Raw genomic sequence first — 17,252 nt, forward strand, 5'->3', positions numbered from 1 at the left:
GGTTACAAGGGCGCAATGGCTATTGAGAACTTGGGGGCGTGAGCCCGGCACATGGCGCCGTCAGCTGGTCACCCACGCTGAACGACAAATGCCTTGCGCCCAGAGCAGCGCCGTCAGATCGTTGTGATCAATGCGAGCCGCCGCTGCCGCGGCGACCACAGGCTTGGCGCGATAGGCCACGCCCAGACCCGCAATGTTGATCATGGCAAGGTCGTTCGCGCCGTCACCGACCGCAAGCGTGAGATCGTCGGAGATGCCAAGCTTCAGCCGCGTTTCCCGCAGCGTTCTCTCCTTCGTAGAGGAGTCGACGATCGGCTTGGTCACTGTCCCAGCCAGACGTCCGTCATCCACCTCTAGAATGTTCGCGATCGCGCGATCAAATCCGATTTCTGCCGCGACCGGTTCTGCGAAAGCCGTAAAGCCTCCTGACACCAGAACGGTGGTTGCGCCGCGAGATCGCATGGTGCGAACCAGGGTGCGGGCGCCGGGCATCAAACGTACCCGCTCCTCGCGACAGCGCTCGATGGCCGAGGCATCGAGCCCCTTCAGCAGCGCAACACGCGCGTCCAACGCCGCAGCGAAATCCAGCTCGCCGCGCATCGCCGCCTCGGTGATCTCGGCGATCTGCGGCTTCAGACCGGCATAATCGGCCAGCTCGTCGATACATTCGACGGTGATCATCGTCGAATCCATGTCGGCGACCAGCAGCCGCTTCTCGCGCCCCGCCGCGGGCTGCACCACCAAATCGACCCCGTCGACCGCCCCCTCCAGCGCGGCGCGCGCGCCCGCCGGATTGGCGTTGATGGCGATGTCCGCCGCGTCGCCCTCGTCCAGCCATTCGGGCGTGCCGGGCGCGCATCCCGCGTCCGCCAGCCGGGCGACGGCATCCGTGAGGGTCTGGGGCGACAGACGCCCTGCTGCTATCAGCGTTGCGGTGAACAAACGGCACTCCCTTCCGACGCTGGCGCTCATTGCAGGGCCGACGGCCAGCGGCAAGTCATCGCTGGCGCTCGCGCTCGCCGAACGCACCGGCGGCGTCATCATCAACGCCGATGCGAGCCAGGTGTATCGCGACCTGTCGGTCATCACCGCGCGGCCGTCGCCGGAGGACGAGCGCCGCGCCGAGCATCGCCTCTACGGCTATGTCGACGGCGCGGAAGGCTGGTCGGCAGTCCGCTGGGCGCAGGATGCGCGCGCGGTGATCGCGGAGGCGCATGGCAGCGGCCGCCTGCCGATTCTGACCGGCGGCACGGGGCTCTACATTCGCACGCTGCTCGACGGCATCGCGCCCGTGCCGGAGATTGATCCTGCGATCCGGGAAGAGACCCGCGCGATGCCGGTGGCGATCGCCTATGGCGAGCTGCAATCCCTCGATCCCGCCGCGGCCGACCGGCTCGCCCCCGGCGACACGGCGCGCATCGCCCGCGCGCTGGAGGTGGTGCGCTCGACCGGCCGACCGCTGGCCGCGTGGCAGGCCGCGCGCAGCGGCGGGATCGGCGACGCCGTCACGCTCGCCCCGCTGGTCGTGCTGCCCGATCGTGACCTGCTCAACCAGCGGATCGATGCCCGGCTCGACGCGATGTTCGATGGCGGTGCGATCGAGGAGGTTGCGGCGCTGCTCGGCCGCAGCAACGTCGATCCCAGCGCGCCTGTCCGTCGGGCGATCGGGGTGGAGGACATTGCAGCGATGCTCGCCGGTGACCTGTCGCGCGATCAAGCGAAGGCGCGGACCGCGCTCGCCACCCGCCGCTATGCCAAGCGGCAATATACCTGGTTCAGGCACCAGCCGCCGCCGGACTGGCCACGCATAAACAACAGCGATACGATCGATCTGGAATATTATTTCAAGACGGAGCCTTGACGCGCAACTTTTGCGACCGTAGCGCCGCCCGACCCATCCAGCGGGTGCGTATAGTAGAGAAAGGAATTTCAACGTGACTGAGAAAAGCGGAGCAGACATCCTGGTCGAGGCGCTGTGCGATCTCGGCGTGGAGGTCATCTTCGGCTATCCTGGCGGCGCGGTCCTACCGATTTACGACGCCCTTTTCCGGTCCAAGCGAATTCGTCACATTCTTGTACGCCACGAACAGGCGGCAACCCATGCGGCAGAGGGCTATGCCCGTTCCACCGGCAAGCCGGGCGTGGTGCTCGTCACCTCGGGACCGGGCGCGACCAATGCCGTCACCGGCATCACCGACGCGCTGCTCGATTCGATCCCGATGGTGGTCATCACCGGCCAGGTGCCGACCGCGCTGATCGGATCGGACGCCTTTCAGGAGGCGGATACCGTCGGCATCACGCGCCACTGCACCAAGCACAATTACCTGGTGAAGGATCCCGCCCGCCTGGGCGAGGTGATCCATGAGGCGTTCCATATCGCGACGTCCGGCCGCCCTGGCCCGGTCGTGGTCGACATCCCCAAGGACGTGCAGGTCGCAACCGCCAGCTACACCAAGCCCGGCCCGATCCAGCACAAGACCTATCGCCCCGCGCTGAAGGCGGAGCGCAGCGGGATCGAACAGGTCGTCGACATGCTGGCAGCGGCGGAGCGCCCGATCCTCTACACCGGCGGCGGCGTGATCAATTCCGGCCCGGCCGCGTCGCAGCTGCTGCGCGAGCTGGCGCGGATCACCGGTGCGCCCGTCACCTCGACGCTGATGGGACTTGGCGCCTTCCCCGCTACCTCGCCGCAGTTCCTGGGCATGCTTGGCATGCACGGGACCTATGAGGCGAACATGGCGATGAACCAGGCGGACCTGATCGTCGCGATCGGGGCTCGGTTCGACGACCGTGTGACGGGACGGCTCGACGCCTTTTCGCCCAACAGTCGCAAGGTCCACATCGATATCGACCGGTCGAGCATCAACAAGACGGTGCGGATCGACCTCGGCATCGTCGCTGACGCGGGCCATGCGATGGAGGACATGATTCGCGTGTGGAAGGGCCGCCAGCACCCGAAGCCCGACACGGCGGAATGGTGGCGTCGCATTTCCGGCTGGCGGGCGGTGCAATGCCTGAACTTCCCCAAGGACGACCAGGTCATCATGCCGCAGCGCGCGATCCGCGCCTTGTGGGAGGCGACCCAGGCACGCGATCCGATCATCACCACCGAGGTCGGCCAGCACCAGATGTGGGCGGCACAGCATTTCGGCTTTGAAAAGCCGAACAAGTGGCTGACGTCGGGCGGGCTCGGCACGATGGGCTATGGCCTGCCCGCTGCGATCGGTGCGCAGCTCGGCAACCCGAACGCGCTGGTTATCGACATCGCGGGCGAAGCCTCGATCCAGATGAACATCCAGGAACTGGCGACGGCGACGCAATATCGCCTGCCGGTGAAGGTCTTCATCCTCAACAACGAATATATGGGGATGGTGCGCCAGTGGCAGGAGCTCACCTATGAGAGCCGCTATGCCGAAAGCTATTCGGACTCGCTCCCGGATTTCGTGAAGCTGGCGGAGGCCTATGGCTGGAAGGGCATCCGTATCGAGCATCCCGTCCAGCTCGACCAAGGGATCGCCGACATGCTCGCGCATGACGGCCCGGTGATGGTGGACTGCATGGTGGCGAAGCTCGCCAATTGCTTCCCCATGATCCCCAGCGGCGCCGCCCATACGGACATGATCCTGCAGGCGAACGAAGTATCGGGGACGATGGACGACGAGGCCAAGGCGCTCGTCTAATCCGGTCGTGCAGCGGCCTGTACCGGCCGCCCGCCCCCATTCCTCCTCCCCGCCCCTCTCGTTCGCGCGAGAGGGGAGAAGGACAAGAACAGTGCATATCAAATCCGAAACTGCGGAGCGGCACACGCTCGCCGTCATCGTCGACAACGAACCGGGCATCCTGGCGCGGATCGCCGGTCTGTTCACGGCGCGCGGCTACAATATCGAAAGCCTGACGGTGAGCGAGATCACCGCCGACAAGGCGGTCAGCCGCATCACCATCGTCACCTCCGCCAGCAAGCCGATGCTGGAGCAGATCGTGGCGCAGCTCGACCGGCTGGTGCCGGTCCACAAGGTGCGCGACCTGACCGCCGAGGGCCCGCACGTCGAGCGCGAGCTGGCGCTGGTCAAGGTGCGCGGCGTCGGCGATCACCGGATCGAGGCGCTTCGCCTGGCCGACGTCTATCGCGCCCGCGTGGTCGACGCGACGACCTCCAGCTTCGTGTTCGAGGTGACCGGGGGGATCGAGAAGATCGACAAGTTCGTCGAACTGATGAGCGAAGTCGGCCTGATCGAAGTGGCCCGCACTGGCATCGTCGCGATCGGCCGCGGCAACGAGACCGCCTGAGTTTTTCCACCGCCCCATCACCAACCAAAGGTTTGCCCGGCCGCACGCCGGGCCCCGGCCGCGGAGCCGGGATGTACGAGCAAGGGAGTAGCTACCAATGCGTGTCTATTATGATCGCGACGCTGATCTGAACCTGATCTCTTCCAAGAAGATCGCCATCGTCGGCTATGGCTCGCAGGGCCATGCCCATGCCCAGAACCTGCGCGACAGCGGCGTGAAGGACGTCGCGATCGCGCTTCGTGAAGGCTCGGCGACGGCTAAGAAGGTCGAGACCGCCGGCTTCAAGGTGCTGTCGAACAAGGAAGCGGCGGGCTGGGCCGACATCCTCATGATCCTGGCGCCCGACGAACATCAGGCGGCGATCTGGGAGAATGACCTGAAGGGCAACATGAAGCCCGGCAGCGCGCTCGCCTTTGCCCACGGCCTCAACATCCACTTCGGCCTGATCGAGGCGCCGGCCGACATCGACGTCATCATGATCGCGCCCAAAGGCCCCGGCCACACCGTGCGCAGCGAATACGTCAAGGGCGGCGGCGTCCCCTGCCTCATCGCCGTCCACCAGGACGCGAGCGGCAACGCGCATGATATCGCGCTCGCCTATGCCAGCGGCGTCGGTGGCGGCCGTTCGGGCATCATCGAAACGAACTTCAAGGAAGAGTGCGAAACCGACCTGTTCGGCGAGCAGGCGGTGCTGTGCGGTGGCATCACCCACCTGATCCAGGCCGGGTTCGAGACGCTGGTCGAGGCGGGCTACGCCCCCGAAATGGCCTATTTCGAGTGCCTCCACGAAACCAAGCTGATCGTCGACCTGCTGTATGAGGGCGGCATCGCCAACATGCGCTATTCGATCAGCAACACCGCCGAATATGGTGACATCACCACCGGCCCGCGGATCATCACCGACGAGACCAAGACGGAAATGAAGCGCGTCCTCGCCGACATCCAGTCGGGCCGCTTCGTCAAGAACTTCGTGCTCGACAACCGCGCCGGCCAACCCGAGCTGAAGGCGGCGCGCAAGGCCGCGGAAGCGCACCCGATCGAGAAGACCGGGGCCGAACTGCGCGCGATGATGCCGTGGATCGGCGCGAACAAGCTGGTCGACAAGGAAAAGAACTGACCTGACCCTCACGACCGGGTGGTGCGACGGCGCGCACCGTCGCACCACCCATCGCACAGGGAGCAGGAAATACACTTACTGGGAACGACACTGCTTTTGAGGCCGGTACGGCATCATGTTTCTCCCCGGCAGGCTGACTCCCGACCGAGCCGAATTCGTCGTCTCACCATAGTTTGGGCCGCATTGTTCCCGGCGCCGATAGCGACTAGGCGGCATGACGATGCGCACGGCGTCCTATTCCCAAGCGACGTACCGTGCGCGGCCCTCGTGGCGCACCCGCCTGGTTTCGTCTTCTGTGGCGCTTGGGCTGGTCGGACTGCTCATTTGGGTTCTGATCAAGATGGGCGCGCTGCCGCTGCTTCCTCCTGGAGACGGACGCCCGCTTTCGACGTTCGACGTCAGCGCCGCTGGACCTGCGCACGAAAGCCGCCCCCAACGTACCGATCTGCGCCAGAGCGAGCGGCCACAACGCACCGAAGCACGGCCGCTGCTGCCCGCTCCCGCACCACTGCCGCCGCCCCCCATCGAACTGCCGGGCGTGATCAAGCTCTCGCGTGCCGACTACGCGGGGTCAGACATTGGGCGTATCGCACCATCCCAGCCACCAAGCGCTCAAGGTTCCGGCGGATCCGAGGGTCAAGGCAGTGGCCTAGGGGATCAAGGCGTAGCTGGCGCGGGCCCGGGTGGTGAGACGCTATACGCCGCAGAATGGGTACGTGAGCCGACTCGTGCCGAGCTTGTGACCTATATGCCAGCGCGTCAGGAGAGCGGCTGGGGGATCATCGCGTGCCGAACGGCGGAGGGGAATCGCGTGGAGGATTGCCGGGAGATGGGCGAAACGCCGGGCTCCGGCATCGCGCGCGGGTTACGGAGAGCGTCATGGCAGTTCCTGGTCCGCCCACCCCGCGTAAATGACAAACCGTTGATCGGCGCATGGGTGCGAATAAAATTTGACCTGACCGTCGGGATCGAAAAATAACGCAAACGAGTTATTTGGGTGAGGAGCTTTCCCCGCCTAGCGCGTTGTGGTTTCAAACGCGAAACGGTTCGGGAGCCATCATCATGCGCATTGCACACGCCTTCCTATTCTCCGCCCTTCTGACCGGGGCAGTTGTGGCGCAGCAGGCGCCCAGCGGCGCCCCCGGTTCGAAAAATGTCACCGCTATCACCGGAGGCACCTACACCGCGGATGCAGGCCATACCCTGGTGGAGTGGACTGTCGATCACCTCGGCTTTTCCCCTTATTTCGGGATGTTCGGCAACGTCACCGGCACGCTGACGCTAGATCCTAAGAACCCCGCTGCCGCCAAGGTAGACGTGACAATCCCGGTTGCCGAGGTGACAACGGCCAGCGCAGGTCTGACCAAGCATCTGATGAAGCCGGCAGAGACGGGCAAGCAAGCTGACTTCTTCGGTGCCGCGCCGGCGCCGGCGCGATTTGTCTCGACGCGAGTGACTCCCAATGGCGAGAATGCCCGGGTCGAAGGCAATCTGACGCTGAACGGCGTAACCCGTCCCGTCACCCTCGATGCAAGTTTCTACGGCGCAGGCAAGATGCCGGCACAAATGGGCGGCAAGGAAAATGTCGGTTTCACCGCGTCCGGTGCCATTCGTCGTAGCGAATTCAACATCGGCTACGGCATCCCCATGGTGTCCGATGAAGTGAAGCTAAAGATTACGGCGGCGTTTCAGAAGTGAGGGTCTACGCGGCGCGTCGGGCGGCGATCAGCCCTTCGAACGTGCCGCGCACCGATGGTGAGGCTCCGGCGAGATACTGACGCATCCGCACGTCGAATGCATCGGCAGTATCGGCTGGACCCCGTCGGGCCATTTCCCAGGCGCCGAACTCACGGACCGCGATGGTGCGATCCTGAAGAACCACAATCGCGCGATGGCGCGTATCGATCTTGATTCGGCCAAGAACGGCCTGAACAGCATCGTCGCTGCCCTCCAGCACCTGAAGGAAACGGCGCTCATCCGTCCACAACAGGCCGGTTACACCCTCCCGACGGTTGTTTCGCAGCGACGTCGCGAGAATGCCAGTGATATCTATTGCCGCGCCAGGCGTCGCCGTACTGATGTAGAGTAGCTGCCTCACGCAAAATCCTTCGCTGCTTCGCCCACGGGCAGATCGCCATTTCAGTGCAAATGATTACGAAAGCGTCAAATTTCTTTGCCGCTGGACTTCAGCGACGCGATAAGGCAAGCAACTGGCAATGATCCAGGCGGTCGGCCTTCTTCTTCGACTTACGCGCCCTTAGGCGCGAACGACGACGTGTGCCGGCGGGCACCGCGATGCGCCTAAGGGCCAGCCGAACCAAGAAGCCTCATCAGCAGAGCGAGCCCACTTATGCTGCGCGATCCATCGACGAAATACCGCCCGTTCCCTATAGTAGACCTGCCTAACCGACAGTGGCCATCGAAGACGATCACACGTGCGCCGCGCTGGCTTTCCACCGACCTGCGTGATGGCAATCAGGCGTTGATCGATCCGATGGATGCCGAAAAGAAGACGCGATTCTTCGACCTACTCGTCAAGGTGGGACTGAAGGAGATCGAGGTCGGCTTCCCGTCTGCCGGTGCAACCGAGTTCGACTTCATTTCCGGCCTGATTAGACAGGATCGGATCCCCGATGACGTAAAGATCCAGGTGCTGACACAATCGCGGCGCGACCTTATCGAGACCAGCTTCCGCAGCCTTGAGGGCGCGCAGTCCGCGATCGTTCACCTGTACAACGCGGTCAGCCCTACGTGGCGCCGGATCGTTTTCGGCATGAGCCGCGAAGAAGTGAAGTCCATCGCGATCGAGGGCGCCAAGGTGCTGCGCGATGAAGCCGCCAAGCGCCCGGGAACGGAGTGGCATTTTGAGTATAGTCCCGAAACTTTCTCGACGGCGGAAGTGGATTTCAGCATCGAAGTCTGCGCAGCCGTGATGGACATTCTCGAGCCAACCGCCGAGCACCCGCTGATCCTGAACCTGCCCGCGACGGTGGAGTGTGCAACACCAAACGTGTATGCCGACCAGATCGAATATTTCGGCCGACACATCCCCAACCGCGAAACGGTGGTGATCAGCCTTCACACCCACAATGATCGGGGCACTGGTGTTGCAGCGGCTGAACTGGGCCTGATGGCTGGCGCTGATCGGGTCGAAGGATGCCTGCTGGGTAATGGCGAACGGACCGGGAACTGCGACCTGGTCACGGTCGCGCTCAACATGTACACCCAAGGGGTAGATCCGGGACTGGACCTGTCGGACATCGATGGTGTCGTGAAAACGGTGGAATATGCCACCAACATACCGGTGCACCCGCGCACCCCCTACGCGGGAGATCTGGTCTTCACGGCGTTTTCGGGCAGTCACCAGGACGCCATCAAGAAGGGCTTTGCCGCGCAGGCCGCGCTCAATGATGATTTCTGGGAGGTGCCCTATCTCCCCATCGATCCCGCAGACCTCGGTCGCAGTTACGAGGCGGTAATCCGAGTCAACTCGCAATCCGGGAAAGGCGGGGTTGCTTGGGTAATCGAGCAGGACAAGGGCTTGAAGCTGCCGAAGCGGCTTCAGGCTGATTTCAGCCGGCATGTTCAGGCGCTCGCCGACGAAACCAGCCGCGAATTGAACGCCGCGGACATCTGGGGCGCGTTTGCACGCACATACCTGCCGGGCGCAGGCGATCGCTTCGTGCTTCGCGACTATGACGAAACGGGGACCGCAGGCGACCGGTTGTTCGTGGGCCGGGTGGCAATCGACGGCGAGGAGCGCTCGCTTTCAGGTCGTGGCAACGGCCTTATCTCTGGCGTGATCGCGGCGCTGGCGGACACCACGGGACCTGCGCTGGACGTGGTTGATTATACCGAACATGCCATTGGCCATGGAGCCAGTGCGCAGGCGGCGGCGTATATCGAATGCCGCAGTGCAGACGGGCAGACCGTGTGGGGCGTTGGCATAGATACTGACATAGCGACCGCAAGTGTCCGCGCAGTCCTCAGCGCCGCTAATCGAACTAGGCTCAGCACGACAACGGTTTAAACCGGTCACGATAGTTTACGTCACTGCTCTTGCGAAAAGAGCAGTGACGTCTGAGCATCAACATCTCCTTGGGAACACTGCGGATGTTGGCTCTTCTCCTCATACTGCAAGCAGCAACCGGCGACATTGTCGTCACCGGTAAGCGTTTGGCCGAAGCTCATGCTGCCTGCGTGAAGGGGGAATGCACACCTTTGCGCGACGCACAGGCAACCATCGCGCTTGCTGAGTCCCGCTTTCGGGAGGGCGCCTACCGGGATGCCAAACGTCTGCTCGCGGCCGCGGTGACGCGGAACAGGGACAAGGCAGGAACAGATCCCAAGCCGGTTGCTGCGCTGTACGAGGCTTATGCGACGGTTGCCTTGCACGACGGCGATAAGCAGACCTATCGTTCAGCCGTCGCGCGACAGGTGCGAACGCTCCGAGACAATTTGCCTGCAAGTGATCCGACCGTCGTATCGGCCGCGACCGCGTTGGGCGACATGTGGCTGAAGCTCGGCAATTATCGACAAGCGGATCTGGTGTACCGAAGCGTAGAGCAAGACGCTTTGGCGACGGGGCAGGATCAGCCTGCAATGCTCGCCGGAATGAAGCGCGTCTGGCTCGCCTCTACCATGCAGCGAACTTCGGCCGCGCTCAGCAAGTTGCGGGAACTCGAGGCACGACCCCTCGCCCGGCAACAGGGGTTTGGAACTGCCCTGCGTGTGCTGCGTCTGCGCATGAGAGCGCGGGACGCGAGCGACGAGGAGATGCAGGAACTCGCCGGCCTTGTCGGGCAAGGGCAAGGAAATGATCCCATACTGATCTGGGCTCCTCCATATGCGCAGGACGCGGCGGCCGCCGCATCTGATGCACGAGCACTTGCCCGGCGGTTTGGCGAAGAAGATCCGCTTCGAATCCGCTCCACCGATGTTGGTGCTATCCAATGGGCGGACATCGGCTTCTGGATCCGCCCCGAGGGACGAACCGCCGAGGTGGAGGTACTTCGGTCTTCGCCCAAAAATTCTTGGGCGACCTCATTGTTGAAGCAGATTTCCGGGCGGCGCTATTCTTCGCAGGAGCCCTCCAGTTCGGATCAGGTACAAGGAGTGTACAAGATCCAGCGGTTCACCCTTCGTTCCGAGTACGTCGTGCCGAGCGGCAGCCTCATCTCACGGCGTGTCCTGATGGGAGGGTACGAGATCCTCGATCTCACAGCCGGTGCCCAAGCCGCGGATGCTGCCGCGAGCTGATCGTTCAGCGACGACGCACGATTTCGCATCCCACAACAGCGTCAGGATAAACGTCCAACTTCATCGATCGCACCCTCACTTGGCGGACTCGGCTGTCGGACAGGCACAACGCCGCAATAGCGTCTACGAGCGTCTCCTGGAGGGCGAAGCCCGGTCCTCGCGCCAGCTCACGGATGCTATCGCGAAGAAAGTCGTAGTCGAGAACTTCCGTAATCGCATCTCCCGCCAGTGGCGCGGGATACACTATCGTCATCTCGACCGAGAGCCTCACCCGTTGCGGCTCTGCCTCGTGCGGATGTATGCCCAGGCGCATCGCGACGTCGAATTGATCAAGAAGTATCGTGTACTCAGTCACTCGCCGCCCATCCGCTCCCTGCCCTCGAACATCACATCTCCCTGCCGCTTCAGGAAGCGCTGTCCACTATCAACATAGAGCGTCTGCCCGGTCACACTTACCGCGTCCAGCAAGTAAAGCACGGCAGCCGCAACCTGATCGGCACCCACCGGCCGGTTGAGCAGGTTCTCGCGAGCCACCCGGTCGAACTCAGCGGCACTCTGATCTCCGCTTGGCAGCGTCAGGCCGGGTGCAACGGCGTTGACCCGGATCCGAGGAGCGAAAGCCATTGCCATCATTTCCGTCGCTCCCCGGAGCGCATATTTGCTCAGGGAGTAGGAAAAGAAGTCCGGATTTGGATTGCCGAGTTTCTGATCCAGGAGGTTCACGATCGCGCCTGCGCTGAGTTCACACTGACCAGCAAGGGCGCCGGCCAATAACGTTGGCGCGGTGCAGTTTACTGCGTACAAGCGCGCCGCGAGGCGACCATCAACCCGTTCGGGCCGGTCTTCCTCGAACTGCGATGCGCTGTTGACGAGCGCATGGATAGGGCCGCCCGCCGCCACACGGGCGCGCTCGAAAAGCGCATCGATAGCCCGGGTGTCCTCAAGATCGCCGCTGACCGTTGCACCGCCTAGCTCCGCCGCAAGTGCCTGTGCCTCCTTCTCTGAGGTGCCGTAATGGACCACCACGCGCCAGCCCGCTTCGGCGCAGGCCCGACTGATCGCTGCCCCGATCCGCTTTGCCCCGCCTGTAACCAGAACCGTTCGCGTCATGCGCGTCCCTGCATCCCCATGAGCGCGAGCACTTCCTTACGGCTGCGCTCATCCTCGCGGAACACGCCCATCATCCGGCTGGTAACCATCGACACGCCAGGTGTGCGAACGCCTCGCGCCGTCATGCAGGCATGGCTCGCCTCAATGACGACCGCGACCCCTTGCGGCTTTAGCCCGTTCCAGATGCAGTCGGCAACTTCGGCCGTAAGCCTCTCCTGCACCTGGAGGCGCCGGGCGAACGCGTGAAGCACACGCGCTAGTTTCGAGATCCCGACTACATGGTTTTTGGGGAGGTAAGCGATGTGGGCACGGCCGATGATCGGGGCCATGTGGTGCTCGCAATGCGACTGGAATGGAATGTCTTTCAACAAGACGATCTCATCATAGCCCCCTACTTCTTCGAAGATTCGGGAAAGGTGGTGCGACGGATCCTCCGAATAGCCTGCGCAATACTCTCTCCATGCACGCGCCACCCGCCGCGGCGTATCAATCAGACCCTCACGGGCGGGATCGTCACCGGCCCAGCGGATCAGCGTTTTTATCGCATCTGCAACATGATCTGGAACGATGATCTTGCCATCATCGCCGACTATGTCGCCATCTTCCGGAGAGCTACTGAAATTCATGAACATTCACCCTTGTGCGTTGCGGCGTATCCTATGCTGCACCGAAGCATAGGTTCAACTCAGCTACTGTTTCATTTCCGACACAACTACGCGACCTGCAATTAATTCCTTTCGAATTCCGTTTGACGAACGAAATTTTCTGACGCTAACTTCCATGCCGGACCATCAAACACCGTGACACCGCCACAGAGCGGGCATGGGTCCCAGGAGGGGAGATCGATGAGAAAATCCTATCTGCTTGCCGCTTCCGCTATCGTGATCGTTGCAGCAATGCCAGCGCATGCGCAGACTGGCGCTACCACCTCGGCGCAGGATACCGCGCCCACTAATGGTCCCGGACAGGAGGTGCGCACCTCGGATCCGCAGTCCAATGCCGGCAACTATGCCGACATCGTCATTACGGCGCAGCGCCAGTCACAGCGCCTGCAGGACGTGCCAATCGCAGTCTCCGCGTTCACGTCTGAAAACCTAGAGCGGCAGCAGATCGTTAATCCGCTGGCATTGCAGCAAACTCTGCCGAACGTGACATTCACGAAAGGCCAGTTCGCTACCAATACCTTCACCATCCGCGGTATCGGTGACCTTTGCGTTGGCGTCACCTGCGACTCCGCCACGGGCATCGCGCTGAACGAGCAGCCAGTTGGTGGTCGTATTCTCGAAGGCGAATTCTACGACATCGAGCGGATCGAGGTTCTGCGTGGTCCGCAGGGCACATTGTTCGGTCGAAATGCGACTTCGGGCGTGGTGAATATCATCACGGCCAAACCGGATCTGTCAGGCTTCCACGCCGCGGGTGAATTCGAGTACGGCAATTACGATTCGAAGCGTGTGAAGGGGATGATCAACCTTCCACTTACTGACACTATCGGGGTTCGGGTTGCAGGATACTACCTCAACCGCGATGGCTACATCAAGAACACCTACAACAATTCCAGTTTCGATGGCCGCGACATGTACTCGTTGCGCGGAACTCTATCTTGGGAGCCGTCTCCGGATACCCGCGTCGACTTTATCGCTTATTACAGCCGTGAAGACGACGACCGTTCGCGCCTGCAGAAACAACTTTGCGACCGAGATCCGACTGGTGTCCTTGGATGTCTGCCGACGCGCCGGGCGTTCGGCACCCCGAATGCCAACGCGACTCTGGGCGGCGCCACGGAGTCGATCCAAGGCCTTCCGCTGTTCCTTGCGGATGCTTCGGTAACGCTTGCTACTAGCAACCCCGCTTACGTCCCGACCTTCCTCGGCACGCTTGCTGCGACGCGGCCTTTGCTGGCCCCCTTCGGGCTAGGCAGCATCGGCAGCCCAGGCATTCCTGCAACGCCTGACGCGTTCGCGAACGCCGTGAACCCGCCAGATTTCCGCACGGTGACGGCGGACTACTTGCCAACTTGGAAGACCGAGGACCAGATCTACACGCTTAAGGCGTACCACAACTTCGGCAACATCGCCGTGAGCCTGACCGCAGGTCACTCACGCAGCAAACTGAACGCCACATCCGACTACAACCTGGCGGTAAATGGCCTCGGAGCAAGCGCTCCCGGCTTCGCCACGCTTGAAGCCGTGGGCAACCCGGCCTCCCCGCTTTACAACCCGCTGTTCGCTGGATTGCGTAACGCGCTGATCCCCAATGGCCCGCAAGGAGGCGTTTGCCAGTCAAACGGCGGGCCGAGCGGAGTTGGCGTCTATGGCGGCGAGACGATCGGCTGCTTCGCGCAAAGCCTCGACTTCGATCGATCCAGGTCAAGTTCGAAGGGCTGGGTCGGCGAAGTACATGTCGACAGTTCGTTCGACGGCATGTTCAACTTCCTTCTGGGCGGCATCTACACCAAGGCCACGGCGCGTGACGTTGACTATTACGTCAACAACGTTGGCCTCGATTATCTCTCGGGATTGGTCGGAACCATTGTGGGCTCTACTGCGGGTCGCACCAGCAGCTCGTTCCTGGCCTCGCCGTTCTTCCGCAGCAACTCGGACAAGTTCACCTTGGATTCCTACGGAATCTTCGGTGAAGCATATTTCGAGTTTAACGATCAGCTGAAGCTCACGCTCGGCGCCCGGTACAATAACGACAAGAAATACGTTCGCGCCCGCACCACCTTCGCCAACGCGTTGCTTCCGATCGGCACAACAGATGCCAACCCGGCGTTTGATGGCGGTGCTGCTGACTTCGATGCCACCATTCCCGGCATCCAGCCTTGGGCGGAAGCACGCGTCCGCTACTCACGCATGACCGGACGCGCAGTACTCGACTATCAGATCACGCCTGATAACCTGATCTACGCGTCTTACGCTCGCGGGTACAAATCGGGCGGCATCAATCCGCCGCTGTCGCCTCTGTTCGCGGTGCCGACCACCTTCCGACCGGAAACGGTCGACTCGTATGAGATCGGCAGCAAAAACACCTTCGGCAACGGAGCACTGCGCCTCAACGTCACCGGCTTCTACTACAAGTACAAGGACCTTCAGCTCACTCGTATTGTTGCGCGCACCTCGGTGAACGATAACATCACGGCAAACATTTACGGCGTGGAAGCTGAAGCGGTTATCAGTCCCACCCCGGCTTTCGTGATCAACGCCAACATCAGCTACTTGAAAACGGAAGTGGCGCAGGATCGTCTGCTCACCAATCCGCGCGATGTGTCTGGTGGCCGCAACGACGCGGTGATCGTGAAGGATCTGGCAGGCGCGTACAACTGCGCGGTTCTGCCGACTACGGCCGGCAACGCCGCCGCCTCGCGTGGGTTCGTGGACGCCAGCAACGCACTGCTGGGTCTCAACGGCACCGTTCCGCTGCTCGCCAACGGCACTTACGGCGCATTTAGTGCGTGCAAGTTCCTTCAAGCCCAGCAACTCGCCACTGGCGCCCCGGTCTCCGTCCTGCTTGATGGCAACCCGGTCAATGTGAAGGGCAATCGACTGCCGAACAGCCCGACCTACAAATGGTCGGTCGGTGCTCAATACACAATCGACATCGGCGACTACACGCTCGTCCCGCGTGCAGACCTGAACTACACTGGTGATCAATATGGCACGATCTTCAACCTGAATCCGATCGACCGGATCCCGGGATATGAAGTGGTCAACGCTCAGATCCAGCTGAATGGGCCAGACGACCGCTTTTACGTCCGCGCGTTCGTCAGCAACCTGACCGACAATGATGCCATCACGGGCTTGTTCGTGACGGATCAGTCGTCGGGCCTTTACACCAACGTGTTTACCGTTGAGCCCCGCCGCTACGGCGTGGCCGCCGGGTTCAAGTTCTAAGCGGTAGTGCCGGGCGGCTTCCGCTGTCCGGCATCCTAAAGAGGTTCCCTCCGCGGGCCCGGTCGGGCCCGCACTTTTTTATAGCCGCGCGGCTGCCCACGCGATGTGATCACTCATGAACGTCGACACGAAGTTGTAGCTGTGATCATAGCCGGGTTGCATGCGCAGGGTCAGATTGACCCCTGCCTTGGCACAGGCCTGCTGCAGCAGTTGAGGTTTCAACTGGTCGTTCAAGAAGCTGTCGGCATCGCCCTGGTCGACCAGAAGCGCGTCGATGCGGGCTCCGCCTTCGATCAAGGCGCATGCGTCATATTGTTTCCAATTGGCTCGATCCTGCCCCAGATAGCCACCGAGTGCCTTCTCTCCCCAACGGCAGGACAGCGGCGAAGCTATCGGTGCAAAAGCAGAGACGCTCTTGAATCGGATCGGGTTGCGAAGCGCGATTGTCAGCGCCCCATGGCCGCCCATCGAATGACCGGATATTGCCTGTCGCGTCAGATCGGCCATGGGAAACTCTCTCGCGACCAAAGCAGGTAGCTCGTCTTCGATATAGCTACGCATCCTGAAATTTGCTGCCCAAGGATCCTGCGTGGCGTCAACGTAGAAGCCCGCCCCTTGACCGAAATCCCAGTCTCTATCGTCGGGAACGCCGAAGCCGCGTGGGCTGGTGTCAGGCGCTATGAAAATGATGCCGTGCTCGGCACAAGCACGGCGATACTCCCCTTTGTCCGTCACATTGGCGTGGGTGCAGGTGAGCCCCGATAGATACCAGAGTACCGGAAGGCGCGCCCCTGATACGTGCGGTGGCACGTAAACCGAGAAGGTCATTTCGGTACCCGTAGCAGTGGAGGTGTGGCGATACACACCCTGGGTCCCACCGTACGCTCGGCTCTCGTTAAGCGTTTCCATGCTTTCTCCGCTGCGGCTGATCGGCCACCGCTTAGCGTAGCCCCTCTGTGGCCGCCAACCTGTCCGAGGCGATCCCTTAACCGTCAGGACGTGACAAGCGCCGCGTGGCAGCGCACAAAGGACGTCACGCCTTCGAAACGGCGTGATTCCGCGAGATGCCGAATGACCGGCGCAACAGGAAGGACAGCAATGGCAACGAAGACCAAGACCGAGGAGGGCAAGGCCAAGACCGGCGGCATCCACGCCCCCGTTCAGCCCTCGCCCGAGCTCGGCGCGATCGTCGGCACCGACAAGCTGCCGCGCAGCGAGGTGATCAGCAAGGTCTGGGACTATATCAAGTCGAACAACCTTCAGAATCCCGAGAACAAGCGCGAAATTCTCGCCGACGACAATCTCAAGAAGGTCTTCGGCAAGGACAAGGTTACCATGTTCGAGATGAACAAGTACATCTCGGCCCACGTCAAGGCGTGAAGTAGCCGACGGGCGCCCGGAACCGCGGCGCCCGTCCTCGCGCGGCCTTGCCGCAAACCCGCATCACACCACCGGCGCCGCGCTGGTGCCCCCGGCGAGATTCGAACTCACGACCTGCGGTTTAGGAAACCGTCGCTCTATCCTGCTGAGCTACGGGGGCACTGCTCCTAGCTACGGTGCGGGTGCGGGCCGGTCAATCCAGTGGA

16 protein-coding genes and 1 tRNA gene are annotated in these 17,252 nt (G+C 62.3%); 10 read left to right on the forward strand and 7 right to left on the reverse strand.

What is annotated here, in order from left to right:
* Positions 1-60 precede the first annotated feature (60 nt).
* Entirely contained in the window at positions 61-942 is an 882-nt protein-coding gene (gene serB / locus LK535_RS02580) for a phosphoserine phosphatase SerB (RefSeq protein ID WP_227770321.1), read from the reverse strand.
* Between serB and miaA the strand changes: the two genes are divergently transcribed.
* From miaA to LK535_RS02610, 6 genes are all read left to right on the forward strand, one after another.
* Positions 935-1,861 carry a tRNA (adenosine(37)-N6)-dimethylallyltransferase MiaA gene (gene miaA, locus LK535_RS02585; RefSeq protein ID WP_227770322.1) on the forward strand — a complete coding sequence of 309 codons (927 nt, stop codon included), beginning with the start codon at positions 935-937 and terminating at the stop codon, positions 1,859-1,861. The two genes, serB and miaA, sit on opposite strands and share 8 nt — an antisense overlap.
* Before the next feature lie 73 nt (positions 1,862-1,934).
* Positions 1,935-3,680, forward strand: a complete 1,746-nt coding sequence (locus LK535_RS02590; protein WP_227770323.1) for an acetolactate synthase 3 large subunit — start codon at positions 1,935-1,937, stop codon at positions 3,678-3,680.
* A gap of 91 nt (positions 3,681-3,771) precedes the next feature.
* Positions 3,772-4,287: an acetolactate synthase small subunit gene (gene ilvN / locus LK535_RS02595; protein ID WP_227770324.1), complete on the forward strand. Its 516-nt coding sequence runs from the start codon at positions 3,772-3,774 to the stop codon at positions 4,285-4,287.
* Between the two features lie 97 nt (positions 4,288-4,384).
* Positions 4,385-5,404: a ketol-acid reductoisomerase gene (gene ilvC / locus LK535_RS02600; RefSeq protein ID WP_227770325.1), complete on the forward strand. Its 1,020-nt coding sequence runs from the start codon at positions 4,385-4,387 to the stop codon at positions 5,402-5,404.
* A 214-nt stretch (positions 5,405-5,618) separates the two neighbouring features.
* Positions 5,619-6,383, forward strand: a complete 765-nt coding sequence (locus LK535_RS02605; RefSeq protein WP_227770326.1) for a hypothetical protein — start codon at positions 5,619-5,621, stop codon at positions 6,381-6,383.
* 83 nt (positions 6,384-6,466) lie between these two features.
* The gene (locus LK535_RS02610) at positions 6,467-7,102 is read left to right on the forward strand and encodes a YceI family protein (RefSeq protein WP_227770327.1); all 636 of its coding nucleotides are present in this window, start codon (positions 6,467-6,469) and stop codon (positions 7,100-7,102) included.
* Positions 7,103-7,106: 4 nt separating this feature from the next.
* On the opposite strand, the gene LK535_RS02615 is transcribed toward LK535_RS02610, so the two are convergent.
* Positions 7,107-7,502 carry a BLUF domain-containing protein gene (locus LK535_RS02615; RefSeq protein WP_227770328.1) on the reverse strand — a complete coding sequence of 132 codons (396 nt, stop codon included), beginning with the start codon at positions 7,500-7,502 and terminating at the stop codon, positions 7,107-7,109.
* A gap of 252 nt (positions 7,503-7,754) precedes the next feature.
* Here LK535_RS02615 and leuA point away from each other — a divergent pair, with 252 nt between their 5' ends.
* Positions 7,755-9,434, forward strand: coding sequence for a 2-isopropylmalate synthase (gene leuA / locus LK535_RS02620; protein WP_227770329.1), 1,680 nt, complete (start codon positions 7,755-7,757; stop codon positions 9,432-9,434).
* An 83-nt stretch (positions 9,435-9,517) separates the two neighbouring features.
* Positions 9,518-10,663, forward strand: a complete 1,146-nt coding sequence (locus LK535_RS02625) for a tetratricopeptide repeat protein (protein WP_227770330.1) — start codon at positions 9,518-9,520, stop codon at positions 10,661-10,663.
* Positions 10,664-10,667: 4 nt separating this feature from the next.
* Here the strand turns inward: LK535_RS02625 and LK535_RS02630 are convergent, their stop codons facing one another.
* Genes LK535_RS02630 through folE form a run of 3 tightly spaced genes read right to left on the reverse strand, consistent with a single transcriptional unit; the run spans position 10,668 to position 12,399 of the window.
* Entirely contained in the window at positions 10,668-11,018 is a 351-nt protein-coding gene (locus tag LK535_RS02630) for a dihydroneopterin aldolase (RefSeq protein WP_227770331.1), read from the reverse strand.
* Positions 11,015-11,773 (reverse strand): SDR family oxidoreductase, encoded by a 759-nt coding sequence (locus LK535_RS02635; protein WP_227770332.1) that lies wholly within the window; start codon positions 11,771-11,773, stop codon positions 11,015-11,017. The genes LK535_RS02630 and LK535_RS02635 overlap by 4 nt, the downstream gene beginning before the upstream one ends.
* Complete coding sequence (gene folE, locus LK535_RS02640) at positions 11,770-12,399, reverse strand: GTP cyclohydrolase I FolE (protein ID WP_227771050.1); 630 nt, start codon at positions 12,397-12,399, stop codon at positions 11,770-11,772. The genes LK535_RS02635 and folE overlap by 4 nt, the downstream gene beginning before the upstream one ends.
* Before the next feature lie 219 nt (positions 12,400-12,618).
* Here folE and LK535_RS02645 point away from each other — a divergent pair, with 219 nt between their 5' ends.
* Entirely contained in the window at positions 12,619-15,666 is a 3,048-nt protein-coding gene (locus tag LK535_RS02645; RefSeq protein WP_227770333.1) for a TonB-dependent receptor, read from the forward strand.
* 78 nt (positions 15,667-15,744) lie between these two features.
* Here the strand turns inward: LK535_RS02645 and fghA are convergent, their stop codons facing one another.
* Positions 15,745-16,575, reverse strand: a complete 831-nt coding sequence (fghA, locus tag LK535_RS02650; protein WP_227770334.1) for an S-formylglutathione hydrolase — start codon at positions 16,573-16,575, stop codon at positions 15,745-15,747.
* A 189-nt stretch (positions 16,576-16,764) separates the two neighbouring features.
* Between fghA and LK535_RS02655 the strand changes: the two genes are divergently transcribed.
* On the forward strand, positions 16,765-17,046 hold the full coding sequence (locus tag LK535_RS02655) for an SWIB/MDM2 domain-containing protein (protein ID WP_227770335.1): 282 nt from the start codon (positions 16,765-16,767) through the stop codon (positions 17,044-17,046).
* Between the two features lie 83 nt (positions 17,047-17,129).
* On the opposite strand, the gene LK535_RS02660 is transcribed toward LK535_RS02655, so the two are convergent.
* Positions 17,130-17,206: transfer RNA gene (locus LK535_RS02660), tRNA-Arg, on the reverse strand.
* Positions 17,207-17,252: the final 46 nt, after the last annotated feature.

The sequence above is a fragment of the Sphingomonas sp. IC4-52 genome (genome assembly GCF_020707225.1).
Lineage (GTDB): Bacteria > Pseudomonadota > Alphaproteobacteria > Sphingomonadales > Sphingomonadaceae > Sphingomonas.